We start from the raw sequence: 26253 nt of genomic DNA, 5'->3' as shown, positions 1-26253 counted from the left end.
CCTCAGGTGGCAGGAGTGGCACGACGCCGACTCGACGCGGAGCTGGTGCGCCGCAAGCTGGCCCGGTCCCGTGAGCACGCCGGCCAGCTCATCGCCGCGGGGCGGGTGACCGTCGGCGGGACGACCGCGACCAAGTCCGCCACCCAGGTGGAGACCAGCGCGGCCCTGGTCGTGCGCGAGGACGCCGACGACCCGGACTACGTCTCGCGGGGCGGCCACAAGCTGGCCGGGGCCCTCGCCGCGTTCGAACCCCTCGGCCTGAAGGTGGCGGGCCGCCGCGCGCTGGACGCGGGCGCCTCCACCGGCGGTTTCACGGACGTCCTGCTGCGGGCCGGCGCCGGTCATGTCGTCGCCGCGGACGTCGGATACGGACAGCTCGCCTGGTCGTTGCAGAGCGACGACCGGGTCACCGTCAAGGACCGCACCAACGTGCGCGAACTGACGCTGGAGCAGATCGACGGCGAGCCCGTCGACCTCGTCGTGGGCGACCTGTCCTTCATCCCGCTGGGTTTGGTGCTGCCCGCCCTCGTCCGCTGCGCGGCGCCCGACGCCGACCTGGTGCTGATGGTCAAGCCGCAGTTCGAGGTCGGCAAGGAGCGCCTCGGCAGCGGCGGGGTGGTGCGCAGCGCCGAACTGCGGGCCGAGGCGGTGCGCGGCGTCGCCGAGCGGGCCGCCGGGCTGGGGCTGGGCGTGGCCGGGGTGACCGCGAGCCCGCTGCCCGGCCCTTCCGGCAATGTCGAGTACTTTCTGTGGCTGCGCGCCGGGGCGGACGCACTCGACCCGGCGGACGTCGACCGAGCAGTGGCGGAGGGGCCCCGTTGACCAGTTCTGAAGCATCCGGAGCGGCTGAGACAGCCGGCTCGCGCACCACCTGTACCGCACCGTCCGCGGCCGGCCCGGAGCCGTCCGGGCAGCGTACGGTCTTCCTGCTCGCGCACACCGGCCGCCCCGCGGCCGTCCGCAGCGCCGAACTCGTCGTGCAGGGACTGCTGCGCAGCGGCATCGGCGTACGGGTCCTGGCCGAGGAGGCCGCGGACCTGCCGCTGCCGGCGTCCGTGGTGCGCGTCGAGTCGGAGCAGTGCGCGGCCGAGGGCTGCGAACTGCTGGTGGTCCTCGGCGGGGACGGCACGCTGCTGCGCGGCGCGGACTTCGCCCGGACGTCCGGGGTGCCGATGCTCGGCGTCAACCTCGGCCGGGTCGGCTTCCTGGCGGAGGCCGAACGGGACGACCTGGACAAGGTCGTCGACCGGGTCGTGACCCGCTCCTACGAGGTCGAGGAGCGGATGACCATCGATGTCCTGGTCCGCAACAACGGCAGCGTCGCGCACACCGACTGGGCCCTGAACGAAGCCTCGGTGGAGAAGGCGGCGCGGGAGCGGATGCTGGAGGTCGTCACGGAGGTCGACGGGCGGCCCGTCTCGCGCTTCGGCGGCGACGGCGTGGTGTGCGCCACACCGACCGGCTCCACCGCCTACGCCTTCTCGGCGGGCGGCCCGGTGGTCTGGCCCGAGGTCGAGGCCCTGCTGATGGTGCCGATCAGCGCGCATGCGCTGTTCGCCAAGCCGCTGGTCACCTCGCCGGACTCGGTGCTGGCCGTCGAGGTGCAGCCCAAGACACCGCACGGCGTGCTGTGGTGCGACGGCCGCCGCAGCGTCGAACTGCCCGCGGGTGCGCGGGTGGAGGTCCGCCGCGGCGCGACGCCGGTACGCCTCGCCCGTCTGCACCACGCTTCCTTCACCGACCGCCTGGTGGCCAAGTTCGCCCTGCCGGTCGCGGGGTGGCGGGGGGCACCGCAGTAGCGACGGGCCGTCGGGGCCGTACGGTGTGCCGGTTCTCCCGGAAACGTACGGCCTCGGAAGGCCCGGGGGAGCGGTGCTCCCGGCCGACTGCCGAGCGCTCCTGGCCGTCTGCCCGAAGTGGCGCTCCCGGCCGCCGGTTTCCCCCGGGCCCGGCGCGGGCACACGGCTCCGGGCCCCGTCGGAGGGCCGCGGCCATGGCGGTGAGCGGCGCGAATCGTGCCATGGACGAGGGCGGGCGCGCCGGACCGCGTACCGAGCAGGTCCGCCGCAGCGTTGTCGCCCCCCCCCGGCATCCGTCCGCCCTCTTCGCGGACGAGGAGGAGTGAGCCCACTGTCACCGGCAGGACGCACCGGAACGCACTCGCCAGCATGCCCATGGGCAACGACCTGGACCGGCCGAAGACCGCACCGGCCAACCGGAACAGGACGGAGCGGGCGGCCCGTAACGCGCTGTACGTGAAGGGCGGCCCGCGGCCCGCTGCGACCGGCGTCATGATGTCGGGTGGCCGGTGGCCAGGAGAGTGCGGGCGCGGGACAGGGCCGGGTCGCGCCGGGACGCCAGGTCGTCGGGGGTGAAGACCGGGGTGCGGAGGGTCGGGGGGATGCCCGTGCCGTCGAATGTGCGGCCGCCCGCGGTCAGGAACTCCTCGTTGGGGAGGCCGAACTTCCAGTTGTTCGGGAGGGTGCGGTCCAGGACGTCGGAGAAGACACCCTGGGTGTCCTCGCCGATGCGGACCGGCGCGGGTGCACGGCCGAGCAGCGCCTGCGTGAAGGTCTCGCCCGCGCTGATCGTGAGCCGTCCGGTCAGCAGCACGAGCGGGCCCGGGTAACGCGGGCCGTCGTGCGGGCGTACCCCTATGCGCTGGTCAGGGGTGAACTTCCGCGGGTCGGCCGGGTCGTTGCGGGTGTGTTTGCGGTACGCGAGGTACGGGTGGCCGGTGAGGCGGGAGGCGACGCGCAGCCCGAGCGGGTCCGAGCCGCCGCCGTTCAGCCGCACATCGATGACGAGGCCGCGCAGGGCCTCCGGGCCGGACGTGCGAGCCCTGGTGAACACCGCGTCCAACGCGCGGTCCAGCTCCGTGACATCGCTCCGATAGGCGTCCTGGCTCGTGTAGCCGGTGAAGGACGTGATGCGGAGGTAGCCGAGGCGGTGCGGGAGGTCGGCGTAGGAGAGCGCGCCGCCGGCCCACCGGTGCAGGGTGGCGTCCCGGCCGAGGCCGGCGGTGATCGCCGCGTCCACCTGCTTCAGGAACGCCGGGGTGGGGGCGGTCGTCCCGGGCCGCGATCCCGCGTACACCCGGCCGGGGCCTGCGGTCAGGTAGGTGTGCCCGTCGTGCAGCGGCTCGATCATCTCGCGCAGCACGGCGAAGAGTTCGTCGTCGGTGGTCCGGGCGGTGACGCGCGGGCGGTACCGGTCGCGGACAGCGGCCCAGTCGATACCCCTGGCGGCGAAGAACGGGTAGTTCTCGGCGTAGGTGTGCCAGAAGACGTCGAAGACCGTACGGGGGTCCTTCGCCGGGTGCCGGCGGCAGTGGGCGGGCAGTCCGGCGATGCGGTGGAGGGTGCGGTATCCGACGTTGTCCTGGATGCTCAGGCGGGCCACGCCGGCGCCCTGCGGCGCGATCGTGACGTGTGCGGCGCCCGGTACCGCGAACTCCACCCGGCCCCCGGCGCCCGGCGGGCCCGTACGGACGCCGTCGACGGAACCGGGGAGGCAGCTCACGGTCGTGGTCTCGTACGTGCGCAGCCGCCGCTCGTCGATGGTGACGAGGGTGCCGTACCCCTCCATCCGCCACACGCCCTCCACGGAAGCCGCGTGCCCTGCCCCGGGCCGCGCTGTGGTGTCGGCGGACGTACCGGCCGCTCGCGAGCCGGTGGGCGGCGTCCAGGCGGTGGCCAGGGCGGTGGCGGCCAGCAGGAGGGCGGTCCGCCGGGCGGGGCGGTGGCGGGGAGCGTCGGTGGTGGCGTAGGGGGGTGATGGGGCTGGGGGCGGGACCGGGGTGGGGTGTGGTGGGGGCGTCGGGGCGGTCGGCTGCTCGGCTGAGTGCTCGGTCGGCTGCTGGGCTGACCGTTGGGCTGGCTGCTTGGTCGGCTGCTCCGATGATTGTTCGGCCGATCGGTCGGCCGATTGCTCGGTCATGGATGTGTCCCCCGTTGCGCTGTGTGGCGTGGTTCAGGTGCTTATGGGTGAGGGTGAGGGTGTCCGGGTGGGCGCTGTCGACGTTGCGGAGGCTGCCGTTCCGGGGCCGGGCCGGGGCTCCGTCACGCCGCCGCGAGGGTCTCCGTGGCGCGGCGGCGCAGGGCCGCGTGGACCGGCAGGCCGGTGGCGAGCAGCGCCAGCAGGAGCACGCCGCCGGATATCCCGAGGGCAGTCGTCCAGGGCAGATACGGCAGCGGGTTCCCGTACGCGGCCCGCAGCATCGGGGCGAGCGTGCAGAGCGCGATGGCGCCGCCCAGGAGCAGGGCCGTGGCCGCCACGACGGCCGCCTCCCAGGCGGCCATGGACCGCACCCGGCGCGGGTGGGTGCCGATCAGCCGCAGCAGGGCCAGGTCACGGCGGCGTTCGGCCGTGATCATGGCGAGGGTGTTGGCGGCGGCGATGGCGGCGAAGCCCGCGTACAGACCGGTGCCGACGTAGTCCATCCAGACCGACGTCGCCGGACCGGCCGAACCCGTCTCGTGCAAGGCCGTGGTGTGCATCGCGATCTTCGTCGTGCCGAACGCGACGACCAGGATCAGCGGGACGACGGCGGCGGAGAAGCGGCGCGACTGCGTCGTCACATTCAGCATGGCCAGCTCGGCGGCGCTGCCGAGGCGGCCCGCCGACCGGGCGACCAGCCAGGCCACCGGTCCGACGATGCGGGGCCCGAGCAGGCCCACGCCGAAGCAGAACAGGAGCAGGACGACGAACGCGCCGCTGCCCGCCTTCTCCGGCCGATCGGCCAGGATCCGGGAGACGAGCACCCCGCCCACGACCGCGGCCAGCCCCAGCGGCAGCCGCAGCAGCCCCAGCTCGCGGCGGCCCGCGGCGGCCTCCTCCAGGGCGCGCGCGGGACGCAGCGCGGCGAACCGGCTCGCGGCGAGCACCCCCGCGAGCGCCGAGGTGACGGTCGCCACCGCGAGGCACACGGGCAGCGCCACCCAGCCGAACGTGAAGCCGACGCCGGGCGGAATCAGGCCATGATCCGCCATGCCCGCGAACCACCAGCGCGCGACGACCCCGCCGAGCGCGAACCCGGCGACCGCCGAAGGCACCGCCGCCGCCACGGCCTGCGCGGCGACCGCCCGTCGGATCTGCCACGGCCGGGCGCCGATCGCGCGGAGCATCGCGAACTCGCGGTGCTGCTGGGTGACGGCCGTACCCATCGTCGAGGCGAGGACGAACACCGACAGGTAGATCGAGACGATCAGGAGGCCGGTGGCCATGAGGCCGACGTCGGAAGCCGCCAGGGCGCGCCGCGCGGCGGCGGGGGCGGCTGCCGCGCCCGTCGCGGCCAGCAGCATCGTCGAGGCGCTGACCACCGTGGCCGCGAACAGCGCCGCGACGGCCGTCCCGGCGAAGGAAGCCCGGTGGCCACGCAGCGCCGCACGCGCCAGCCCGCTGGTCGCGCGCCCTCCAGGCGCCCGGCCCGCGCCCGCCGGGCCGGCACCTGTCCGACCCGCGCCTGTCCGGCTCACGCCCGCTCGACCCCCACTGTTCCAGCCGTCGCCTGTCCGGTCCGCAGCAGTCCGGTTCTTGCCCATTCGACCTGCGTCGGTCCAGCGCCCGCCTGCCGGGTCCCCGTCCGTCGGGTCCCCGTCCGTCGGGCCCTCGCCCGTCCGGCCCGCAGCAATCCAGCCCCCGCCCATTCGGCCCGCGCCGTTCCGGCTTTCGTCCGTGGGACCCCCGTCCATCCGGCCCGCAGCAGTACGTTCCGTGGCGGCACGCCCCATGGCAGCGCTCCCCGCGGCAGGATGTCCCGCGACAGCCCGGCTGCCGCTCGTGAGGGTCCCGCCCGCAGGGCCGCCCGGGGCAGGGGCCCCAGGCCCCGCCCCGTCTCCCGCTGTCGCTCCGCCGGCCATGTTGCGCACCTTCCGATCGTGTTCTCGCTTCAGCGTGACGGCCGGGGCGGGGGTGCCGCCATGAGGAAACCAACCGTTTCCGGGGTGGGGTTTTCCGCAGGGTGGAGCGGCAGGACGAGGGGAGGCCGTCGCGGGGCGGGCCCGGGACCTCGTAAGGTCGTACCCGTGTTGGAGGAGATGCGGATCAGGTCCCTGGGCGTCATTGACGATGCCGTCGTCGAGCTGTCGCCGGGTTTCACGGCGGTGACCGGCGAGACGGGCGCGGGCAAGACCATGGTCGTCACCAGCCTCGGGCTGCTGCTCGGCGGGCGCGCCGACCCCGCCCTGGTGCGGATCGGAGCCAAGTCCGCGGTCGTGGAGGGCCGCATAGCGGTGGGTCCAGCGGCACCGGCCGCGGTGCGCGCCGAGGAGGCGGGCGCCGAGCTGGACGACGGGACGCTGCTGATCAGCCGCACGATCTCGGCCGAGGGCCGCTCGCGCGCCCACGTCGGCGGACGTTCCGTCCCGGTCGGGCTGCTGGGGGAGTTGGCGGACGACCTGGTCGCCGTGCACGGTCAGACCGACCAGCAGGGGCTGCTGCGCCCGGCCCGGCAGCGGCAGGCACTGGACCGCTACGCGGGCGACGCGGTGTCCGTACCGCTCGCCAAGTACACCGCCGCGTACCGGCGGCTGCGCGCCGTCGCCGCCGAACTGGGCGAGCTGACCACCCGCGCCCGCGAACGTGCGCAGGAGGCCGACCTGCTGCGCTTCGGTCTGGAGGAGATCGCCGCGGCCGAACCGCAGCCGGACGAGGACACCGAACTGGCCGCCGAGGCCGAACGGCTCGGCCACGCCGAGGCGCTGGCCTCCGCCGCCGCGGCCGCGCACGCCGCGCTCGCCGGCAACCCCGAGGACCTGGAGGCCGTCGACGCCACCACCCTGGTCGCGGGCGCGCACCGGGCGCTGGACGTCGTACGCAGCCATGACCCCGCGCTGTCCGCGCTCACCGAGCGGGTGGGCGAGATCGGCATCCTGCTGGCGGACGTGGCGGGCGAATTGGCCAGCTATGCGGACGGTCTGGACGCCGACCCGCTGCGGCTGGCCGCCGTGGAGGAGCGCCGGGCCGCGCTCACGCACCTGACGCGCAAGTACGGCGAGGACATCGGCACCGTGCTGGCCTGGGCGGAGGAGGGCGCGGCCCGTCTCGCCGAACTGGACGGCGACGACGACCGGATCGGCGAACTGACGGCGGAGCGCGACGCGCTGCGCGCGGAACTGGGCGAGCTGGCGCAGGCGTTGACCGACGCCCGGGAGGCGTCGGCGAAGCGATTCGCCGACGCGGTGACGGCCGAACTCGCCGAGCTGGCCATGCCGCACGCCAGGGTGAGCGTTCAGATCAGCCAGACCGAGACCGCCGACGAGAACGACGGCGTCGAGGTCGGCGGCCGTACGGTGGCCTACGGGCCCACCGGCGCCGACGAGGTGGAGCTTCTGCTCGCCCCGCACCCCGGCACGCCGCCCCGCCCCATCGCCAAGGGCGCCTCGGGCGGTGAACTCTCCCGGGTGATGCTCGCGGTCGAGGTGGTCTTCGCTGGTTCCGACCCCGTACCGACCTATTTGTTCGACGAGGTGGACGCGGGGGTCGGCGGCAAGGCGGCCGTGGAGGTCGGCCGCCGGCTGGCCCGCCTGGCCCGGTCGGCCCAGGTCGTGGTCGTCACCCACCTCCCGCAGGTCGCGGCCTTCGCCGACCGGCAACTGCTGGTGGAGAAGACCCACGACGGCTCGGTGACCCGTAGCGGTGTCACGGTCCTGGAGGGCGAGGACCGGGTACGCGAACTCTCCCGGATGCTCGCCGGCCAGGAGGACTCCGAGACGGCGCGGGCCCATGCGGAGGAACTCCTGGCAACCGCCCGCGCGGGACGCTGAGCCAAGGGCCTACAGCCGGGCCCCACACTCCCGACCTCGGGCCCCTGACCTCAGACCCCCGGCCCATGGCCCCAGGCCCCGGAATCCTGGCGCCGGAATCCTGGCGCCGGAAGCCGGAATCCTGGCGCCGGAAGCCGGAAGCCGGAAGCCGGAAGCCGGAAGCCGGAAGCCGGAAGCCGGAAGCCGGAAGCCGGAAGCCGGAAGCCGGAACCGTAGCGCGGCCGGGGAACCGGCAGCCGGTGCCGGGAAAACCGGCAGCCGTACGGAGGCGTCGGGCCCCGGTACGGCGCGCACCCGCCCGGCTCTACGCTGCTGATCATGATCGGAACGTTGCGCAAGGGTCTGCCGTTCGCTGCCGCGGCAGGCGTCACCCGACTCGTGTACGGGCGGTTCCGGTGCCGGCCGCCCGGCGGGCGCGGGCACTGGGAGCGGACGAATCACGCCGGCCGCACGGTCGACCTGTACAGCGGGCCCGCCACCGCGGTGGGCACCGCGCTCGCGGCCGCGACCGCGCCGGGGCTGCCCGCCCGTACCCGCACGGCGGCGGCGCTGGCCGTCCTGGCGGCCGGTGCCTGCGGTACGTACGACGACCTCGCCGGGGCGGGCGACCCCCGGCGCGGCTTCCGTGCCCACCTGTCGGCCCTGCGCGACGGGGAGGTGACCAGTGGCGCGGTGAAGCTGTTCGGGATCGGCGCGGCCGGGCTGGCCGCCGGTGCGCTGCTCAAGGACCGGCCGCTGGACAAGGTGCTCACGGGGGTGGTGATCGCGGGCGCCGCGCACGCCGTGAACCTGGTGGATGTACGGCCGGGCCGGGCGGCGGTGGCCACGCTCGCCGCGTCGGCGCCGGGGCTGCTGCGGCGCGGCCCGGCCGGGGCCCTGGCCGCCGCGCCGATGGGTGCCGCGGCGGCCGTCCTCGCGGACGACCTGGGGGAGCGCACCATGCTCGGCGACGCGGGCGCGCACGCTCTGGGCGCCGGCGTCGGCCTCGCCATCGCCGCCGGGTACGGCCGCGCGGGGCTGGCCGCGCACGCCGCCGCTCTGGTCGCGGTCGCGACGGCCGGTGACCGGATCAGCCGGGCGGCCGCGACCGTCGGCGCGTAACGGCCGGACCGCGCGCCAGGTCACTGCCACTGGGCCACAGGAGTGGCCGGATTGTCGCCCATATGGGTGGTCAGGTGAGTGTATGGGCGATGTGTGCCTTTGGAACGGCTCGTCGGCGGTCCCGGATTCACAGCGCGGGCTGGCATCCTGGGGACGCAGCGCGTACAGCCGCGCGATCGCGCCACCGTACCGGCGCCTGTCCCGGGCGGAGCCGGACCCGTGGCGCGCCGCCCGGTCCCGCCACCGACCCCAGGAGCACCTGCCACGTGACCAGCACCCCGGCCCCGTCGCACGGGCAGTCGCCGCTGCGCACGGTCCAGGTGCTGGGCCGGGGCAGCGCGGGCAGTGCCGCCCACGTCCGTTCGCTGGCCGCCGGGCTGGTGGCGCGCGGGGTCCGGGTGACCGTGTGCGCCCCGCCCGCCGCCGAGGACACGTACGACTACACGGACGCGGGCGCGCGGTTCGTGCCGGTGCACCCGCGGGCCGACCCGGCGAGTGTGACGTCCCTGCGGGCCGCCTGCGGGGACGCCGACCTTGTGCACGCGCACGGCCTGCGGGCGGGCCTGCGCGCCGCGTTGGCCCTACAGGGCCCGCGGAGCCGCGGTGTGCCCCTCGTGGTCACCTGGCACACCAAAGCGCATACGGACGGGGCGCGGGCCCGCTTGGTCCGCCTGCTGGAACGGCGGGTGGCGCGGGCCGCCGCGGTTGTCCTGGGCGCGTGCTCGGACCTGGTGGACCGGGCACGCGAACGCGGCGCCCGTGACGCGCGGCTGGCCCCCGTCGCGATCCCGGCCCCCCGGCCGGGCGGCCAACCACTCACGGCGGAGGACCGCCCCGCCCACAAGCAGCGTGCCGAACTGGGCGCGGTGGACCGCCCCTTGATCCTCGTCGTCGGCCGCCTGGAGGCGCACCAGGGCCACGACCTCCTGTTGGACGCGGCGCACGCCTGGTGCGCCCTGGACCCGCAGCCGATGGTCGCGGTGGCGGGGGAGGGCGGGCAGCGCGAGGCGCTCCAGCGGCGTATCGACGCCGAGAACCTGCCGGTACGCCTGCTCGGCCGCCGTGAGGACGTGCCCGAACTCCTCGCCGCCGCCGACCTGCTGGTGCTGCCCAGCCGATGGGAGGCCCGTTCGCTGATCGCCCAGGAGGCGCTGCGGGCCGGCGTCCCGCTGGTCGCCACCGACGTCGGCGGCACCCGCGAACTGGTGGGGCACGCGGCCGAACTGGTGCCGAGCGGCGATGCAGCGGCTCTCGCCCGTACCGTCCTGGACCTGCTGGCCGATCCCGCCCGCCGGGACGCCCTCGCCGCCGCCGGCCGTGCGCAGGCCGCGGGCTGGCCGACCGAGGACGCCACGGTCGCGCAGGTGCTCAGCGTCTACGACGAGCTGATGCTGCGACGGGAGCGCTGAGCACCCCGAACCGGCCCGGCCAGGACCGGACAGGGGCCGGGACCCGGAACAGGACCAGACCGGGACCGGGGCCAGGACCGGTCAGACACCAGGGTCAGGACCGGACGGACACCGGGGCCAGGACCGGACAGGGGCGGCTAAGGGCCTGACCGCGCCCATACGGAACGGCCCCTCACGCCCACCACGGAGCGAACCCTCTCCCCCCCCGGTACAGACCAACCTCTCTCCCGCCCCCGGACCCCCCTCTTCCCCGCCCCGGACACCCCTCACCCCCGGTCCGTATGCCTCCTGGCCCGTAGGGCCAGTCGCAGGCCGAGGACGGTCTGCGGGTCGTCCAGGTCCGTGCCCAGCAGGTGGGCGATGCGGGCCAGCCGGTCGTACAGCGTCTGCCGGTTGACGTTCAGGTCGCGGGCCGTCTCCGCCTTGCGGCCCGCACTGGCCAGGTACGCCTCCAGCGTCGGCAGCAGGGGCTGGCGGGCGGACCGGTCGTGGACGAGCAGCGGACCGATGGCCCGGTCCACGAAGTCCGTCAGGACGCCCTGTTCGCCGTGTTCGCGCATCCGCCACAGCAGCAGTTCGATGTCCAGCCGGCGCGCGTCGTGCCAGGGCTGTTCGGGCAGGCCCTGTGCGGCGGCGGCCGCCTCCGTGGCGTGCCGCAGCCCGGGGCCGGCGGCCGGCCAGTCGCCCGCCGCGCCGACCACGACCACCGGGCGCCGCGCCGTCGGGGAGTCCGCCCCGGCCCGTACGACCCCCGCGCGGAGCGCCTCGGCGACCCGGCCGGCGACGGCCGTCCGGTCCTGGCCCGTGCGCAGCGCCACGAGCAGCGGTACCCGGCCCTCGACGGGCCGTACGCCGAGCAGGACGGGCACGCCCAGTGCGGCCAGTTCCTCGCGCAGGGCGCGGGCCAGCACCGCCCAACTGCCCGGCGTGGGCAGGTGGGAGGGCAGCCGCATGACCACGGGAAGGATCGGTTCGCCGGCCGGCCGGAACCCCAGCAGACGGGCCTGCGCCGGGGCCTCGCCCGCGGTGATCCGGCCCTCCGCCAGGTCGGCCAGGAAGTCACCGCGCCCGCGCGCGGCCAGCACTTCTTCCTGCCGGGACTGGAGCAGTACGACGGCGAGCAGGTCGGCGGCGCGCTCGGCGGCGATCCGGTGCACCGGGGCGACGGGCGCGTTGACGGGCAGCAGGACCAGGCGGGCGCGGACGGCGTCGGGGCCGGGTCCGCCGCCGGGCACGTCCACCCGCAGGCCGGTCGCCCGCAGCCCCTCCCACGCCTGGAGGGGGTCGGCGTCCGCGGCGCCGCCGTCGTCCGGGCCCGCGGCGTACAGGGGGCTGCCGTCGGGGGCCTCCAGGCAGAGCGGGTTGCCGGTGAAGGCGGCCAGCCGCCGCAGCACCTCGGGGGCGCCACCGCCGCGCAGCAGGACGTCCGTACAGCTCCGCAGGAGTTCGTCGGCCTGCCGCAGCAGCAGGTAGTGGCTGTTGACCAGCTCGGTGTGGATCTCCTCGGTGACGGCGACGTACGGGACCTCGCGGTGCAACTGCACCAGCGGCAGTCCGCAGGCCCGTGCGCTGTCGACGACGGCGGACGGCAGCGCCTCGAAGCGGGAGCCCAGCTCCACCACGAGGGCGGCGATCTCCCGGTCGGCCAGCTCGCGGACGAAGGCGCGCTGCTCGGAGGGGCGGGTGCCCAGGCCGAGGCCGGTGGTCAGCAGCAGCTCGCCGCCCTTGAGCAGTGAGGCGATGTGCGGCACCTCGCCCGCGTGCACCCAGCGGACGGCGCGGTCGAGACGGTCCTCGCCGGCCAGCACCTCGGGCAGTCCGCGCCGTAGCGCGGGCAGCTCCAGTGCCCGGCGTACCGTGATCACCGCTTCGATCTTCGCTTCCGGCCCCATGGCGTGGAACGCTACCCGCAGTCCGCTATCCGGACGTACCGGGACGGGGGCGCCTCCCTGGCGGGCCGGGCCGCCGTGTCGGTCGGGCCCTCACCCCGATTCCCTGACCACCAGCCTCGCCGGTGTGACGACGGGAGCCGGCCCGTCCCCGGCAGCCCTCGGGGCCGGCGCCAGCCGCCGCAGCAGCAGCCGTGCCATCAGGCGGCCCATCTCCTCCACGTCCTGGCGGACCGTGGTCAGCGGCGGGTCCGTCCACGCCGCGGGGTCCAGGTCGTCGTACCCCACCACGCCCACGTCCTCGGGCACCCGGCGGCCGTGCGCCCGCAGGGTCCGCAGCGCGCCGGAGGCCATCAGGTCGGAACAGACGAAGACGCCGTCCAGGTCCGGTGCGGCGGCCAGCAGCTCCGCCATGGCGCGTTCGCCGCCCCGGGCGGTGAAGCCGCCGTCGGCGATCAGCCGGGGGTCGGGCGGGTCGGGGGCCAGCGCGTCGTGGTAGCCGTCCAGGCGGTCCTGGGCGGAGGTCTGGTCGAGCGGTCCGGTGATCACGGCGATCCGGCGGCGGCCGCGGTCCCGGAGGTGGCGTACGGCCTGCCGGGCGCCGTCGCGGTTGTCGGTGTCGACGTACAGCGGGCGCGGCGCGTGACCGGCGCCCGCCCAGCCGGGGCGGCCGCCGTAGACCGTGGGCAGGCCGGACGCCTCGGCCATCGCGGGCAGCGGGTCGTCGCGGTGCAGCGAGAACATCAGTACGCCGTCGGCGTGCCCGGCGGACAGGTAGCGGCCGACGCGGTCGCAGTCGGCGCGGGTCTCCTGGAGGAGGAGCAGCAACTGGAGGTCGGCGGCCGACAACTCGCGGCTGATGCCGCGCAGTTGGCGGCCGAAGAACGGGTCGGCGAAGACCCGGGACTCCGGCTCGGCGATCACCACGGCGACCGCGCCGGTGCGGCGGGTCACCAGGGAGCGGGCCGCGCTGTTCGGTACGTAGCCCAGGTCGGCGACCGCGCGTCGGACCCGTTCCCGCACCTCGCCGCGGACCCCGGCGCCGCCGTTGACCACGCGGGAGACCGTGGCGCGCGAGACGCCGGCCCGTACGGCGACCTCCTCCAGCGTCGGACGCCCAGCACTCGATGTACGCACCATTCAACCCCCGGAGTCGAAAATGGGCCAACTCATTGGTCCACGCCAAGCCTTGACGGCCCGGCGGGAACTCGGCACTGTGTGCCCCTACACGGCATGAGAGCGCTCTCAATCTTCTCAGGCCGCGTGTGCACACGGAACTCCTCACTGCCCTCACGTTGCCCGAGGAGCGCATGTCATGAACGCGAAAATACCCGTACGGAAGCGGAACCGGGCCAGAACCGCGGTACTGCTCGGCACGCTCGGCGCCGCCTTCGCCCTCGTCCTCGCCTGGCCACCCGCCCTGCCCGCCGCTTCGGCCGGCGAACCGGCGGCCGCGTTCGCGGAGGTCTGGCGCACCGACTTCAACGGCCCGGCGGGCTCCCGCCCGTCCGCCGCCGACTGGATCACCGACACCGGTACGAGCTACCCGGGCGGCCCCGCCAACTGGGGCACCGGCGAACACCAGACCTACACCGACCGTCCCGAGAACCTGCAACTCGACGGCGCCGGCCACCTGAAGATCACTGCCCGCAAGAACGGCGCCACCTGGACCTCCGGCCGCATCGAGACCCGCCGCACCGACTTCGCCGCCCCGGCGGGCGGCAAGCTGCGGATCGAGGCGCGCGTCAGAATGCCCGACATCTCCGGCGACGCGGCCCTCGGCTACTGGCCGGCGTTCTGGACGCTCGGCGCCCAGTTCCGCGGCAACTACTGGAACTGGCCCGGCATCGGCGAGTTCGACATCATGGAGAACGTCAACGGCGCCAACCGCGTCTGGGGCGTGCTGCACTGCGGCGTCAACCCCGGCGGCCCCTGCAACGAGTCGCAGGGCAAGGGCAATTCCCGCGTCTGCCCCGGTGCCACCTGCCAGGCCGGATTCCACACCTACGCCCTGGAACTGGACCGCAGCCGCCCCACCGAATACCTGCACTGGTCCGTCGACGGCCAGCGCTTCCACACCGTCAGCTCCGCCGAGATGGACGCCGGCACCTGGGCCCGGGCCACCCACCACGGCCACTTCATCCTGCTCAACCTCGCGATGGGCGGTGCCTTCCCGGACGCCGTCGCGGGCCGCGCCACCCCCACCGCCGCGACCCGCCCCGGAGCATCCCTCCTGGTGGACCACGTGTCCGTCTCCGTACAGCAAGGAGCCACCGCATGATCTCCCGACGCACCCTGATCGGCGGCCTCGCCGCGACCGCCGCCGCCGGAGCCGGCGCGGGCGTGCTCGCCCGTACCGCCGGTGCCGCGCCGGCCGGTGCCGCCGCGGCCGGACTGCCGCTGCACATCGTCAACCGCACCGGCCGCTACGCCAACTCGGCCGTCTGGATCTACATCGTCGGCAACGCCGGCGGTCAGCAGGTACGCGTCACTCCACAAGGTGAACTCAAGCCCATAGCCCTCGGCGACAACCGGCCGGACGGCTTCACCGACTACGCCATGCCGCTCGCCGCGAACGGCACCACCACCCTGCGGATCCCGCGGATGTCCGGCCGCATCTACGCGGCGCTCGGCAGCAAACTCAAGCTCAAGGCCGTACGGGACGGCAACGGCAGGCCCGCGCTGGCCTACCCCGCGGGCTGGGTGTCCGGCGACCCCAACTACCCGATCGTGCACGACTGCGCGGAGTTCACGTACGACCAGGCGGGCATGCACTGCAACACCACGATGGTCGACATGTTCAGCGTCCCGATGGCCATCCGCCTCGCCGGCGCCAGGGACCAGACGACCGGGACGCTCAAGGCCGGCGGCCGCGCCCGCGTCTTCTCCGAGATCGGCCGCACCCCGGGCTTCGGCAAGCTCGTCGTCGGCGACAAGCGCGTCATCGCCCCCAGCCACGGCCTGGACGGTGGGCTGTTCGACCGGAACTACCTCGCGCCCTACATCGACCGCGCCTGGAACGCGTACACGTCCAAGGATTTGAAGGTCACCACCAACGCGGGCACCTTCACCGGCCGGGTCGGCGGCGGCCAGTTCACGTTCCGGGGGCCCGCCCAGTTCTCCATCGCCAAGCCCTCCACCCGCGACGTCCTCTTCTGCCACGGCGCTCTGCAGGCCCCCAACGACGGACTGCGCGGCCCGGTCGCCGCGGTGCTCGGCGCCGCCCTCAACCGCGCCACCCTCGCCGACCACGCGGCCCAGCCCACCACCGACCCGGGCACCTTCTACAAGGGCCAGCTCGCCAACCACTACGCACGCGTCCTGCACGCCGAGTCCGCCGACGGCAAGGCGTACGGCTTCGCCTTCGACGACGTGGGCAACTTCGCCCCGTACATCGAGGACGGCGCGCCCCGTGAGATGACCCTCACGCTGACGCCCTTCTAGCCCCACGCGGACAACGCGAACGAGGGGTCACGGCCCGTGCCGTGACCCCTCGCCCGCCGTTGACCGCCTACCCGCCGTACGCCCCGCTGGCCGTCAGCCGCAGTGCCGTGTCGATCAGCGGAACGTGGCTGAACGCCTGCGGGAAATTGCCCACCTGCCGCTGGAGCCGGGAGTCCCACTCCTCGGCCAGCAGGCCCAGGTCGTTGCGGAGCGCGAGCAGCTTCTCGAACAGGATCCGGGCCTCCTCGACCCGCCCGATCATCGCCAGGTCGTCGGCCAGCCAGAACGAGCACGCCAGGAACGCGCCCTCGTCGCCCTCCAGACCGTCCACGCCCGCGTCGTCGCCCGAGGTCGGGTAGCGCAGGATGAAGCCGTCCTCGGTGCCCAGCTCCCGCTGGATGGCCTCGATGGTGCCGATCACCCGCTTGTCGTCCGGCGGCAGGAAGCCCATCTGCGGGATCAGCAGCAGCGAGGCGTCCAGCTCCTTGGAGCCGTAGGACTGCGTGAAGGTGTTGCGCTCCTTGTCGTACCCCTTCTCGCACACCTCCCGGTGGATCGTCTCGCGCAGTTGCCGCCAGCGGTCCAGCGGGCCGTCCACGTCACCCGACTCGATCAGCTTGATCGTGCGGTCCACCGCGACCCAGGTCATCACCTTGGAGTGCACGAAGTGCCGGCGCGGGCCGCGCACCTCCCAGATGCCCTCGTCCGGCTCGTCCCAGTGCTTCTCCACCCACTGGATCAGCTTGAGCTGGAGCAGCGAGGCGTAGTCGTTGCGGGCCAGGCCGGTGTTGTGCGCCAGGTGCAGCGCCTCGGTGACCTCGCCGTACACGTCGAGCTGGAGCTGCCCGGCGGCGCCGTTGCCGACCCGCACCGGCTGCGAGTTCTCGTACCCGGTCAGCCAGGTCAGCTCGTTCTCGCCCAGCTCCCGCTCGCCCGCGATCCCGTACATGATCTGGAGGTTCTCCGGGTCGCCGGCCACCGCGCGCAGCAGCCACTCGCGCCAGGCGCGGGCCTCCTCCCGGTAGCCGGTGCGCAGCAGCGAGGACAGGGTGATCGCCGCGTCGCGCAGCCAGGTGAAGCGGTAGTCCCAGTTGCGCGAGCCGCCGATGTCCTCGGGCAGCGAGGTGGTGGGCGCCGCGACGATCCCGCCGGTCGGCGCGTAGGTGAGGGCCTTGAGCGTGATCAGCGAGCGGACCACCGCGTCCCGGTACGGGCCGTGGTACGTGCAGTGGTCGACCCACTCCCGCCAGAAGTCCTCGGTCGCCTCCAGCGCCGCCTCCGGCTCCGGCACGCCCGGCGGGCGGCTGTGCGAGGGCTGCCAACTGATGGTGAAGGCGATCCGCTCGCCCGGGCCGACCGTGAAGTCCGCGTACGTCGTCAGGTCCCGGCCGTAGGTCTCGGCCTCCGTGTCCAGCCACACCGAGTCGGGCCCGGCGACGGCGACGGTGCGCTCGTCGACCTTGTGGACCCACGGCACGACCCAGCCGTACGAGAACCGCATGCGCAGCGCCGAGCGCATCGGCACCCGCCCGCTGACGCCCTCCACGATACGGATGAGCTGCGGTGTCGCGTCCTCGCGCGGCGGCATGAAGTCGATGACCCGAACGGTGCCGCGCGGGGTGTCCCACTCGGACTCCAGGACGAGCGAGTCGCCCCGGTAGCGGCGGCGGTCGGCGGGCAGCGGCCCGCCTTCGGGGCTGTGCGCGGGCCCCAGCCGCCAGAAACCGTTCTCTTCCGTGCCCAGCAGTCCTGCGAAGACCGCGGGTGAGTCGAAGCGGGGCAGGCACAGCCAATCCACCGTGCCGTCCCGGCACACAAGAGCGGCGGTCTGCATATCGCCGATGAGTGCGTAGTCCTCGATGCGCCCGGCCACGTGCATCTCCCGTCGAACTGGAGTGACGCCCCCCATGGGACGTGTGATCTTGTCCGTCCTGCCCATGAAACTCTGCCGAGCGGCGAGTCCGGAAATCGGGCGGGGGTGGTGCCTTGCCGGACGGCTCCTGGCGAGTGTCCGAGCAGGATACGACGCACGGCAGTGATCCGCTCGCCGCTGCGGGAAGACGGCACTGCGCCGAACGGGTGGCCTGGGTCACGCGCGGTGCCGCGCGCCCCGCGGGAGACGGCCGTATGTGTGCGCCGCGAGCGTCGCCGGGCGCGACCATGCCCGGTCGCTGATAGCCTGGTACCCCGTGGACCGGTGGGCCCGGCGCAAGTCACATGGCACCCCCGACCGCAGCGACGGCACCCCTGACAACCGCAGGGCGTGGCTGATTCGCACCTCTTCACCACGCGACCACGGGAGCCCCCTCTTGGCCATGCCGCCCAAATCCTCGACGACCAAGCACCTCTTCGTCACCGGGGGCGTCGCCTCCTCGCTCGGCAAGGGCCTCACCGCCTCCAGCCTGGGCGCGCTGCTCAAGGCGCGGGGCCTGCGGGTCACGATGCAAAAGCTCGACCCGTACCTGAACGTCGACCCCGGCACGATGAACCCGTTCCAGCACGGTGAGGTCTTCGTCACCAACGACGGAGCCGAGACCGACCTGGACATCGGCCACTACGAGCGCTTCCTGGACGTCGACCTCGACGGCTCCGCGAACGTCACCACCGGCCAGGTCTACAACACCGTGATCGCCAAGGAGCGACGCGGTGAGTACCTGGGCGACACCGTGCAGGTCATCCCGCACATCACCAACGAGATCAAGCACCGCATCCGCCGGCTGGCGCACGACGACGTCGACGTCGTCATCACCGAGGTCGGCGGCACCGTCGGCGACATCGAGTCGCTGCCGTTCCTGGAGACCGTCCGCCAGGTCCGCCACGAGGTCGGCCGGGACAACGTCTTCGTCGTGCACATCTCGCTGCTGCCCTACATCGGCCCCTCCGGCGAGCTGAAGACCAAGCCGACCCAGCACTCGGTCGCGGCGCTGCGCAACATCGGCATCCAGCCGGACGCCATCGTGCTGCGCGCCGACCGCGAGGTGCCCACCGCCATCAAGCGCAAGATCTCGCTGATGTGCGACGTGGACGAGGCCGCCGTCATCGCCTGCCCGGACGCCCCGTCCATCTACGACATCCCCAAGGTCGTGCACGCCGAGGGCCTGGACGCGTACGTCGTGCGCAAGCTGGACCTGCCCTTCCGCGACGTGGACTGGACCGTCTGGGCCGACCTGCTGGACCGGGTGCACAACCCCGACCACGAGGTGAAGGTCGCGCTGGTCGGCAAGTACATCGACCTGCCGGACGCCTACCTGTCGGTCACCGAGGCGCTGCGCGCCGGCGGCTTCGCCAACAAGGCCCGCGTCAAGATCAAGTGGGTCACCTCCGACGACTGCAAGACCCCGGCCGGGGCCAAGCAGCAGCTCGCCGACTGCGACGCGGTCTGCGTCCCCGGTGGCTTCGGCGACCGCGGTGTGGACGGCAAGGTCGGTGCCATCACCTACGCCCGCGAGAACAAGCTGCCGCTGCTGGGCCTGTGCCTGGGCCTGCAGTGCGTGGTCATCGAGGCGGCCCGCAACCTGGCCGGCATCGAGGGCGCGAACTCCACCGAGTTCGACCCGGCCGCCGCCGACCCGGTCATCTCCACCATGGCCGAGCAGATGGACATCGTCGCCGGCGAGGGCGACATGGGCGGCACCATGCGGCTGGGCATGTACCCGGCCAAGCTGGCCGAGGGCTCGATCGTGCGCGAGGTCTACGACGACCAGCCGTACGTCGAGGAGCGCCACCGCCACCGCTACGAGGTCAACAACGCCTACCGCGGCGAGCTGGAGAAGAAGGCCGGCCTGCTCTTCTCCGGCACCTCCCCGGACAACAAGCTGGTGGAGTACGTCGAGTACCCGCGCGAGGTGCACCCCTACCTGGTCGCCACCCAGGCGCACCCGGAGCTGCGCTCCCGTCCGACCCGCCCGCACCCGCTCTTCGCGGGCCTGGTGAAGGCGGCCGTCGAGCGCAAGACCGGCGCGGCGGCCGGCGCCAAGAAGGGCGCCAAGGGCTGATCCGCGGGCGGCCGGTCCCCCTCGCAGCGCGCGCGGGGGACCGGCCGCCGTTGGGTACGGTTGACCGGGGTACCTGGCCTTTCACGGCCGGGTGCCCCGGTCGACTGCTTTGCGGAAGGACGTACATGGCCATCCAGGACAGCCCGGAAGCGTGGCGGGTCACCGCGACCGCGACGCCGTTCACCGGCAAGAAGACCAGCATGCGTACGGACGAGGTCGTCATGCCGGACGGCTCCACGGCCACCCGCGACTACCAGGTCCACCCCGGCTCGGTGGCCGTCCTCGCGCTCGACGAGGAGGACCGGGTGCTGGTCCTGCGCCAGTACCGCCACCCGGTGCGGCACAAGCTCTGGGAGATCCCGGCCGGACTGCTCGACGTCCCCGGCGAGAATCCGCTGAGCGCCGTCCAGCGCGAGCTGTACGAGGAAGCGCACGTCAAGGCCGAGGACTGGCGGGTGCTCACGGACGTCTACACCACCCCCGGCGGCTGCGACGAAGCCGTACGGATCTTCCTGGCCCGCGACCTGTCCGAGGCGGAGGGCGAGCGCTTCGAGGTCTCCGAGGAGGAGGCCGACATGGAGCTGGCGCGGGTGCCGGTCGCCGAGCTGGTACACGGCGCGCTCGCCGGCGACCTGCACAACAACTGCCTGGTGGTCGGCGTGCTCGCGCTGGCCGCCGCCCGCGCGGGGGAGGGCCTGGACGCACTGCGCCCGGCCGACGCGCCGTGGCCGGCCCGCCCGTTCGAGGCCTGAGCGCCGCCGCGCCGATCCCCACGCCGCCCCCACGGCCCGCCGGTCCGATGATGTGCTGATCCGGACGAGTGACTCAACCGTCGCGCTCCACCAGGCGTGTGACGGGTCGTGAACTACGCTCGACGGCGTGCCCGTACGCGACCGCGGCGGGCTCGTAAGCGCAGGTGGACGGGAGCGTGACCCGTGGCGGATCAGGCGGTGGGCGGGGGACACGTCCCGCCGGGGAAGGCGGGCGGACCCGCGACGGCGGCACGGCAGCGGCCGGGACCGGACCCGGACGGCACGACCACGGAATCCGCCACCGGCCGCGCCGCCCCGGGCCGGGATCCGGCGCGGCACACCGCCGCGGTCGGCTCCGGCGGCCGCGGGCCCGCCGCCCGCCGGACCGTTCCGCCCGCCGCCACCGCGGCCGGCGGCTTCATCGGCCGTCGCCGCGAGCTGAAGGCGCTGCGTGCCGACATCGCCCGCACCGGCCTGGACACCCTCTCCGGCCGCCGGGGCGCCCGCAGCCGCGTCCTGCTGATCGCCGGGCGCCCCGGCTCCGGCCGTAGTGCCCTCGCCGCCGAACTGGCCCGGCAACTCGCCGACGACTACCCCGACGGAGTACTGCGCGCCACCCTGACCACCCCGGGCGGCGGCCCCGTACCCCTCGACCTCGTCGCCCGCGACCTGCTCACCGCACTCGGCGCCCCGGTCAAGCCCGGTGCCGCCGAGGACGAGCTGACCGAGGCGCTGCGCGCCGCCCTCGCCGAGCGCCGCACCCTGCTCCTGCTGGACGACGCGGCCGGCGCCGAGCAGGTCGAGCCGCTGCTGCCGGACGCCGCCGGCTGCCTCGTCGTCGCGGTCTCCGAGGGCCCGCTGACCGGCATCACGGACGTACGGCCCTGCACCCTGGGCGGCCTGGACAACGCGTCCGCCGTCGAACTGCTCAGCCGGTACGCGGGCCCCATCCGCATCACCGTCGACCCGCGCTCCGCCGACGCCGTCGCCGAGGAGTGCGGCGGCCGTCCCGCCGCGCTCGTCCTGGTGGGCGGCTGGCTCGCCGGGCACCCCAAGAACTCCGTCGCCGACCTCCTCCAGGCGCTGCGGGACGTACCGGAGCCGGCCGGCGAACCGGCCGGCGGCCGCCCCCTGGCCCGCGCCTTCCGCCTCGTCTACGACACCCTGCCGCCGGTCGCCGCCCGCACCCTGCGGCTGATCACCCTCGCCCCGGCCGGACTGGTGGACGCGCACATCGCCTCCGCCCTCGCGGGCTGTTCGGTCGCCGCGGCCGAGTCGGCTCTCCAGGACTTCGCCGCCCGGGGGCTGCTGAGGCCGGTGGAGGGCGCGGAGCCGCCTTTGCCGGGCCCCGGGGTCCCGGCCGCCGGGAGCGCCGGTCTCCAGGCGCAGTACCGGATGCCCGGCTGCCTGGTCCGGCTCGTCCGCGCCGCGCTGCACGAGAAGGAGCGGCCCGCCGAGATCCAGCTCGCCAGGGCCCGGATGCTGGAACGCACCGTACGGCTGCTCCAGTCCTGCCGGGCGCTCGGCGAACCCTCCGGGTCACCGGCCCGCCAGAAGGTGGCCGGTCTGCCGCGCTCGCTGCGCTTCGCCTCCGCCGCCTCGGCCGCCGCCTGGCTGCGCAGCCGGCGGCCCGCCCTTCTGGAGGCGGCCCGCATCGCCGTCGAGGAGGGCGAGCTGGACACCCTGGACCGGCGGCTGATGGCCGCGATCGTACGCACCCTGATCGCCCACCAGGGCGCCGAGGCCGCCGCCCCCGACCTCTACGGCCTGCACGGTCTGGTCCTGGAGGTCGCCGAACGGCGCGGCCTCTCGCGGGAGCGGGCGGCGGCGTTGCTCAACCTCGGCGACCTGGACGCGCAGGCCGGGCGGACCGCGGACGCGATGGCCCGCTACCGGGGCGCGCTGACCGCGGCGCGCGAGGTCAGGGACCCGATCGCGACGGTACGGGCGCTGGAGTCGCTGGGAGGCACGTACACGGAGCTGGGGGACTGGCAGCGGGCCGCCGACTGGTACGGGCGGGCGCTGGAGCTGCGCCTGACCCGGGGCGAGAACGCGGACGGTGCGCGGCTGCACGGCCGGATCGGCGCGGTGCACACCTATGCGGCGCGCTGGGGCGAGGCGCTCAAGGAGTGGCGGGCCGCCTACGGGGCGTATCGCAGGCTGGGGGACGTGGCGGGTCAGGCCCGCGCGCTCGGCGAGGCGGCGCGGGTGCAGGAGTACGCGGGGCGGCCCGAGGAGTCGCTGCGGACCTGCACCGCGGCCCTCTCCCTGGCCGCCGAGGCCCGGGACGGACGGCTGGAGGCGGCGCTGCAACTGCGGATCGCGGACACCCTCGATCGGCTCGGCGACCCAGCGGCCGCAAGGCTGCACCGGGGTCTGGGGGAACGACTCCTCTCAGATCACCCACAGTGACCTACGAAATCGGTGGTGCTCCTCTCAGTAATTGATGCTTTGCAAGGCTAGACAACTCAGAATCCTTAAATAGACTGGCCAGGCCGCGGACGCCGCGGTCAGTCCCGGCATGTTTCCCATGCATGGATTTTTCCCCTGCAAGCTCTCTTACAAGGACCGTGATCGACGTGAAGGTCGGCATCCCCCGCGAGGTCAAGAACAACGAGTTCCGGGTGGCGATCACGCCCGCCGGTGTGCACGAGCTGGTCCGCCACGGCCACCAGGTCGTCATCGAGAAGGACGCCGGCCTCGGCTCCGCCATCCCGAACGAGGAGTACGTCTCGGCCGGCGCCGAGCTGCTCGACACCGCCGACGAGGTCTGGGCCGCCGCGGACCTGCTGCTGAAGGTCAAGGAGCCGATCGCGGAGGAGTACCACCGCCTCCGCAAGGACCAGACCCTCTTCACCTACCTGCACCTGGCCGCCTCCCGCGAGTGCACCGACGCCCTCCTGGAGTCCGGCACCACCGCCATCGCCTACGAGACGGTGGAGACCGCGGGCCGCCAGCTCCCGCTGCTCGCCCCGATGTCCGAGGTCGCGGGCCGCATCGCCCCGCAGGTCGGCGCCTACCACCTGATGCGCCAGGCCGGCGGCCGCGGCGTGCTGCCGGGCGGCGTGCCGGGCGTGGCCGCGGGCAAGGCGGTCGTCATCGGCGGCGGCGTCTCCGGCTGGAACGCCGTGCAGATCGCCGTGGGCCTCGGCTTCCACGTCACCCTGCTCGACAAGGACATCAACAAGCTGCGCGAGGCCGACCGGATCTTCGGCACCAAGGTGCAGACGATCGTCTCCAACGCCTACGAGCTGGAGAAGGCCGTCGTCGAGGCCGACCTCGTCGTCGGCGCGGTCCTCATCCCGGGCGCCAAGGCCCCGAAGCTGGTCACCAACGAGCTGGTCGCCAAGATGAAGCCCGGAAGTGTCCTTGTCGACATCGCCATCGACCAGGGCGGCTGCTTCGAGGACTCCCGGCCCACCACCCACGCCGAGCCGACCTTCCAGGTCCACGACTCGGTCTTCTACTGCGTGGCCAACATGCCGGGCGCGGTGCCCAGCACCTCCACGTACGCGCTGACCAACGCCACGCTGCCGTACATCGTGTCGCTGGCGAACAACGGCTGGGTCGAGGCGCTGCGCCGCGACGCCGCCCTCGCCAAGGGTCTGAACACCCACGACGGCAAGGTCGTCTACGGCCCCGTCGCCGAGGCGCACGGCCTGGAGGCCACCGACCTGGCGGCGCTGCTCGGCTGAGGCGTCAATAGCGCGCGTCAATGACGTACTGCCGGCCGGGCCTTGTCCACAAGGCCCGGCCGCGGCCGTTCACCGACACGCCGCACGTCCCGATGCGCACGGGTGGACCCCAACTCGCCGAGAACGTAACCCTTTAACCGATTCGCACACCCTCGAAACCTTGGGCTTGTGCGGCTTGCACCCTTGACATCAGCATGTTCGATTGCCGACACATCGGGCCGGGTCCGGCGGATTGTGTTGCTGCGAACGCCCGACACGCCATAGAGTCGCCAACCGTCGGCATAGTGCCACGCTGACCTATCGATAAGTTTCCTGGTCACATCCAAGGAGGTAAGACGACTTGTGAATGAGTCGACATTTACTCCCGGAGGTGGTCGACCAGGAGCGGTTGCACGGGGCCAGGGTCCCTCGGGGCTCCAGGCTGTCGGCTCCGTCGCTGTCCACACCTTCGCGACCCAACAGAGCACCACGACGACAGCCCACCAGAGCATGGACGGCCATCACGTGAACGCCATGGCCGGCGACCGGGGCGGCTCAGATCCCGCCCGGCTCGCCGACTACGACGACCTGCCCGAGGGGCACTTCTACGACCCGGACGCGGAGTACGAACCGGACCCCGAATACGCGGCCACGCTCGCGCCGGACGCCGCCCGTCAGCGCCGCGAACGCGTCGGCCCGACCGGGCGCCCCCTTCCCTACTTCCCGATTCCAGGACCGTTGACGGACCACGGCCCCGCCAAAATCATCGCGATGTGCAACCAGAAAGGCGGGGTGGGAAAGACCACCTCGACCATCAACCTGGGTGCCGCGCTCGCCGAATACGGCCGACGGGTGCTGCTCGTCGACTTCGACCCGCAGGGCGCGCTGTCCGTCGGGCTCGGGGTCAACCCGATGGAACTGGACCTGACGGTCTACAACCTGCTCATGGAGCGGGGCATGTCGGCCGACGAGGTGCTGCTGAAGACCGCGGTCCCGAACATGGACCTGCTGCCCAGCAATATCGATTTGTCAGCCGCCGAGGTCCAGCTCGTCAGCGAGGTCGCGCGCGAGTCGACACTGCAGCGCGCGCTGAAGCCGCTGATGGCCGACTACGACTACATCGTCATCGACTGCCAGCCCTCCCTCGGCCTGCTCACCGTCAACGCGCTGACCGCCGCTCACAAGGTCATCGTCCCGCTGGAGTGCGAGTTCTTCGCGCTGCGCGGTGTGGCGCTGCTCACCGAGACGATCGAGAAGGTCCAGGAACGGCTCAACCCCGACCTGGAACTCGACGGCATCCTGGCGACGATGTACGACTCGCGGACCGTGCACAGCCGCGAGGTCCTCGCGCGCGTCGTGGAAGCCTTCGACGACCACGTCTACCACACCGTCATCGGCCGTACGGTGCGCTTCCCCGAGACCACCGTCGCGGGTGAGCCGATCACCACGTACGCGTCCAACTCCGTCGGTGCCGCCGCCTACCGTCAGCTCGCCAGGGAGGTGCTCGCCCGGTGTCACGCCGAGTGAGTCTGCCCGGAGCCGACGAATTGTTCCGCACGACCGGGGGGTCGGGGCTGCAGTCCCCGGCGCCCCGCAAGGCCAATGGGGTCCCGCCGGGCAACGGGGAGACGCCGCGTGTGCCCGCGCCCGGCGGCGAGTCCGAGCCGGTGGCCGGCGAGGAAACGACCCCGCGGCAGCGGCGGTCCGAGTCCGGGCCCGGGCCCGCACCGGAGACCGGCACCGACGGCTCGGCGCCGGCCGAGCACGGCGGCCGTGGCACGGAGGCGGATGCCCCGAAGGGGCGCCGCCGGCAGGACACGGAGGCGCAGCCGGCCGCGGACCGGCAGGCCGCGTCCTCCCGCCGCCGCGGCCGCGGTGCGAACCGGCGGCCCAGCGGCCGCGAACGGCACGACGAGAAGATCACGGTCTATGTCTCCGCCGAGGAGCTGATGGACCTCGAACACGCCCGTCTCGTCCTGCGCGGCGAGCACGGCCTCGCGGTCGACCGCGGCCGGATCGTCCGCGAAGCGGTGGCGGTGGTCCTGGCGGACCTGGAGTCGCGTGGTGACGCGAGCATTTTGGTTCGGCGGTTGCGGGGGCGCTGACGCGTTCCCGGTGGGGGCCGAAACGATGGCCTCAGGGGGCTGGGCCTCTCGTCGCGGGTGCGCCCCCGTGTGGGTGGGCGTTTCGCGCTTCGCGCGAGGGTTTGCGCTGTCGTGCGGA

18 protein-coding genes are annotated in these 26253 nt (G+C 73.8%); 13 read left to right on the top strand and 5 right to left on the bottom strand.

Annotated features, from left to right (window positions below; all coding sequences use genetic code 11):
• Positions 1-6: 6 nt before the first annotated feature.
• Both ACH4EB_RS13590 and ACH4EB_RS13585 read left to right on the top strand, forming a co-directional pair.
• Positions 7-822, top strand: a complete 816-nt coding sequence (locus tag ACH4EB_RS13590) for a TlyA family RNA methyltransferase (RefSeq protein WP_398347585.1) — start codon at positions 7-9, stop codon at positions 820-822.
• Positions 819-1799, top strand: a complete 981-nt coding sequence (locus tag ACH4EB_RS13585; protein ID WP_398347584.1) for an NAD kinase — start codon at positions 819-821, stop codon at positions 1797-1799. The genes ACH4EB_RS13590 and ACH4EB_RS13585 overlap by 4 nt, the downstream gene beginning before the upstream one ends.
• Positions 1800-2289: 490 nt before the next feature.
• Here the strand turns inward: ACH4EB_RS13585 and ACH4EB_RS13580 are convergent, their stop codons facing one another.
• Together ACH4EB_RS13580 and ACH4EB_RS13575 are read right to left on the bottom strand one after the other, a co-directional pair.
• Entirely contained in the window at positions 2290-3939 is a 1650-nt protein-coding gene (locus tag ACH4EB_RS13580; RefSeq protein ID WP_398347583.1) for a S41 family peptidase, read from the bottom strand.
• A 122-nt stretch (positions 3940-4061) separates the two neighbouring features.
• Complete coding sequence (locus tag ACH4EB_RS13575) at positions 4062-5477, bottom strand: ABC transporter permease (protein ID WP_398347582.1); 1416 nt, start codon at positions 5475-5477, stop codon at positions 4062-4064.
• Between the two features lie 561 nt (positions 5478-6038).
• Between ACH4EB_RS13575 and recN the strand changes: the two genes are divergently transcribed.
• From recN to ACH4EB_RS13560, 3 genes are all read left to right on the top strand, one after another.
• Positions 6039-7766, top strand: a complete 1728-nt coding sequence (gene recN / locus ACH4EB_RS13570) for a DNA repair protein RecN (protein WP_398347631.1) — start codon at positions 6039-6041, stop codon at positions 7764-7766.
• A 318-nt stretch (positions 7767-8084) separates the two neighbouring features.
• Positions 8085-8867: a hypothetical protein gene (locus tag ACH4EB_RS13565; RefSeq protein ID WP_398347581.1), complete on the top strand. Its 783-nt coding sequence runs from the start codon at positions 8085-8087 to the stop codon at positions 8865-8867.
• Between the two features lie 266 nt (positions 8868-9133).
• The gene (locus ACH4EB_RS13560) at positions 9134-10276 is read left to right on the top strand and encodes a glycosyltransferase family 4 protein (RefSeq protein WP_398347580.1); all 1143 of its coding nucleotides are present in this window, start codon (positions 9134-9136) and stop codon (positions 10274-10276) included.
• A gap of 266 nt (positions 10277-10542) precedes the next feature.
• Here ACH4EB_RS13560 and ACH4EB_RS13555 read toward each other — a convergent pair whose 3' ends face one another.
• Positions 10543-12168 carry a PucR family transcriptional regulator gene (locus ACH4EB_RS13555; RefSeq protein WP_398347579.1) on the bottom strand — a complete coding sequence of 542 codons (1626 nt, stop codon included), beginning with the start codon at positions 12166-12168 and terminating at the stop codon, positions 10543-10545.
• Between the two features lie 90 nt (positions 12169-12258).
• Positions 12259-13305 (bottom strand): LacI family DNA-binding transcriptional regulator, encoded by a 1047-nt coding sequence (locus ACH4EB_RS13550; RefSeq protein ID WP_398347578.1) that lies wholly within the window; start codon positions 13303-13305, stop codon positions 12259-12261.
• A 175-nt stretch (positions 13306-13480) separates the two neighbouring features.
• Between ACH4EB_RS13550 and ACH4EB_RS13545 the strand changes: the two genes are divergently transcribed.
• Both ACH4EB_RS13545 and ACH4EB_RS13540 read left to right on the top strand, forming a co-directional pair.
• Positions 13481-14446: a glycoside hydrolase family 16 protein gene (locus ACH4EB_RS13545; RefSeq protein WP_398347577.1), complete on the top strand. Its 966-nt coding sequence runs from the start codon at positions 13481-13483 to the stop codon at positions 14444-14446.
• Entirely contained in the window at positions 14443-15609 is a 1167-nt protein-coding gene (locus ACH4EB_RS13540) for a beta-1,3-glucanase family protein (protein WP_398347576.1), read from the top strand. The genes ACH4EB_RS13545 and ACH4EB_RS13540 overlap by 4 nt, the downstream gene beginning before the upstream one ends.
• Positions 15610-15676: 67 nt before the next feature.
• On the opposite strand, the gene ACH4EB_RS13535 is transcribed toward ACH4EB_RS13540, so the two are convergent.
• Positions 15677-17488 carry a glycoside hydrolase family 15 protein gene (locus tag ACH4EB_RS13535; RefSeq protein ID WP_398347575.1) on the bottom strand — a complete coding sequence of 604 codons (1812 nt, stop codon included), beginning with the start codon at positions 17486-17488 and terminating at the stop codon, positions 15677-15679.
• 436 nt (positions 17489-17924) lie between these two features.
• Here ACH4EB_RS13535 and ACH4EB_RS13530 point away from each other — a divergent pair, with 436 nt between their 5' ends.
• From ACH4EB_RS13530 to ACH4EB_RS13505, 6 genes are all read left to right on the top strand, one after another.
• Positions 17925-19604: a CTP synthase gene (locus ACH4EB_RS13530; protein ID WP_398347574.1), complete on the top strand. Its 1680-nt coding sequence runs from the start codon at positions 17925-17927 to the stop codon at positions 19602-19604.
• Between the two features lie 125 nt (positions 19605-19729).
• Entirely contained in the window at positions 19730-20356 is a 627-nt protein-coding gene (locus ACH4EB_RS13525) for an NUDIX domain-containing protein (RefSeq protein WP_398347573.1), read from the top strand.
• A 183-nt stretch (positions 20357-20539) separates the two neighbouring features.
• Entirely contained in the window at positions 20540-22768 is a 2229-nt protein-coding gene (locus ACH4EB_RS13520; protein ID WP_398347572.1) for a tetratricopeptide repeat protein, read from the top strand.
• A gap of 167 nt (positions 22769-22935) precedes the next feature.
• On the top strand, positions 22936-24051 hold the full coding sequence (ald, locus tag ACH4EB_RS13515) for an alanine dehydrogenase (protein ID WP_398347630.1): 1116 nt from the start codon (positions 22936-22938) through the stop codon (positions 24049-24051).
• A 489-nt stretch (positions 24052-24540) separates the two neighbouring features.
• Positions 24541-25557 (top strand): ParA family protein, encoded by a 1017-nt coding sequence (locus tag ACH4EB_RS13510; RefSeq protein WP_398347571.1) that lies wholly within the window; start codon positions 24541-24543, stop codon positions 25555-25557.
• The gene (locus ACH4EB_RS13505) at positions 25554-26135 is read left to right on the top strand and encodes a hypothetical protein (protein ID WP_398347570.1); all 582 of its coding nucleotides are present in this window, start codon (positions 25554-25556) and stop codon (positions 26133-26135) included. The genes ACH4EB_RS13510 and ACH4EB_RS13505 overlap by 4 nt, the downstream gene beginning before the upstream one ends.
• Positions 26136-26253: the final 118 nt, after the last annotated feature.

Origin of the sequence: Streptomyces sp. NPDC018045 (assembly GCF_044327445.1) — a bacterium.
Lineage (GTDB): Bacteria > Actinomycetota > Actinomycetes > Streptomycetales > Streptomycetaceae > Streptomyces.
This window is presented reverse-complemented; position numbering and strand designations above follow the sequence as displayed.

Coding starts and splice junctions, on each gene's coding strand:
- recN (WP_398347631.1), top strand. CDS start 6,039: ATGCGGATCAGGTCCCTGGGCGTCATTGACGATGCCGTCGTCGAGCTG.
- ACH4EB_RS13580 (WP_398347583.1), bottom strand. CDS start 3,939: ATGACCGAGCAATCGGCCGACCGATCGGCCGAACAATCATCGGAGCAG.
- ACH4EB_RS13530 (WP_398347574.1), top strand. CDS start 17,925: ATGCCGCCCAAATCCTCGACGACCAAGCACCTCTTCGTCACCGGGGGC.
- ACH4EB_RS13540 (WP_398347576.1), top strand. CDS start 14,443: ATGATCTCCCGACGCACCCTGATCGGCGGCCTCGCCGCGACCGCCGCC.
- ACH4EB_RS13545 (WP_398347577.1), top strand. CDS start 13,481: ATGAACGCGAAAATACCCGTACGGAAGCGGAACCGGGCCAGAACCGCG.
- ACH4EB_RS13535 (WP_398347575.1), bottom strand. CDS start 17,488: ATGCACGTGGCCGGGCGCATCGAGGACTACGCACTCATCGGCGATATG.
- ACH4EB_RS13565 (WP_398347581.1), top strand. CDS start 8,085: ATGATCGGAACGTTGCGCAAGGGTCTGCCGTTCGCTGCCGCGGCAGGC.
- ACH4EB_RS13525 (WP_398347573.1), top strand. CDS start 19,730: ATGGCCATCCAGGACAGCCCGGAAGCGTGGCGGGTCACCGCGACCGCG.
- ACH4EB_RS13510 (WP_398347571.1), top strand. CDS start 24,541: ATGGACGGCCATCACGTGAACGCCATGGCCGGCGACCGGGGCGGCTCA.
- ACH4EB_RS13555 (WP_398347579.1), bottom strand. CDS start 12,168: ATGGGGCCGGAAGCGAAGATCGAAGCGGTGATCACGGTACGCCGGGCA.
- ACH4EB_RS13550 (WP_398347578.1), bottom strand. CDS start 13,305: ATGGTGCGTACATCGAGTGCTGGGCGTCCGACGCTGGAGGAGGTCGCC.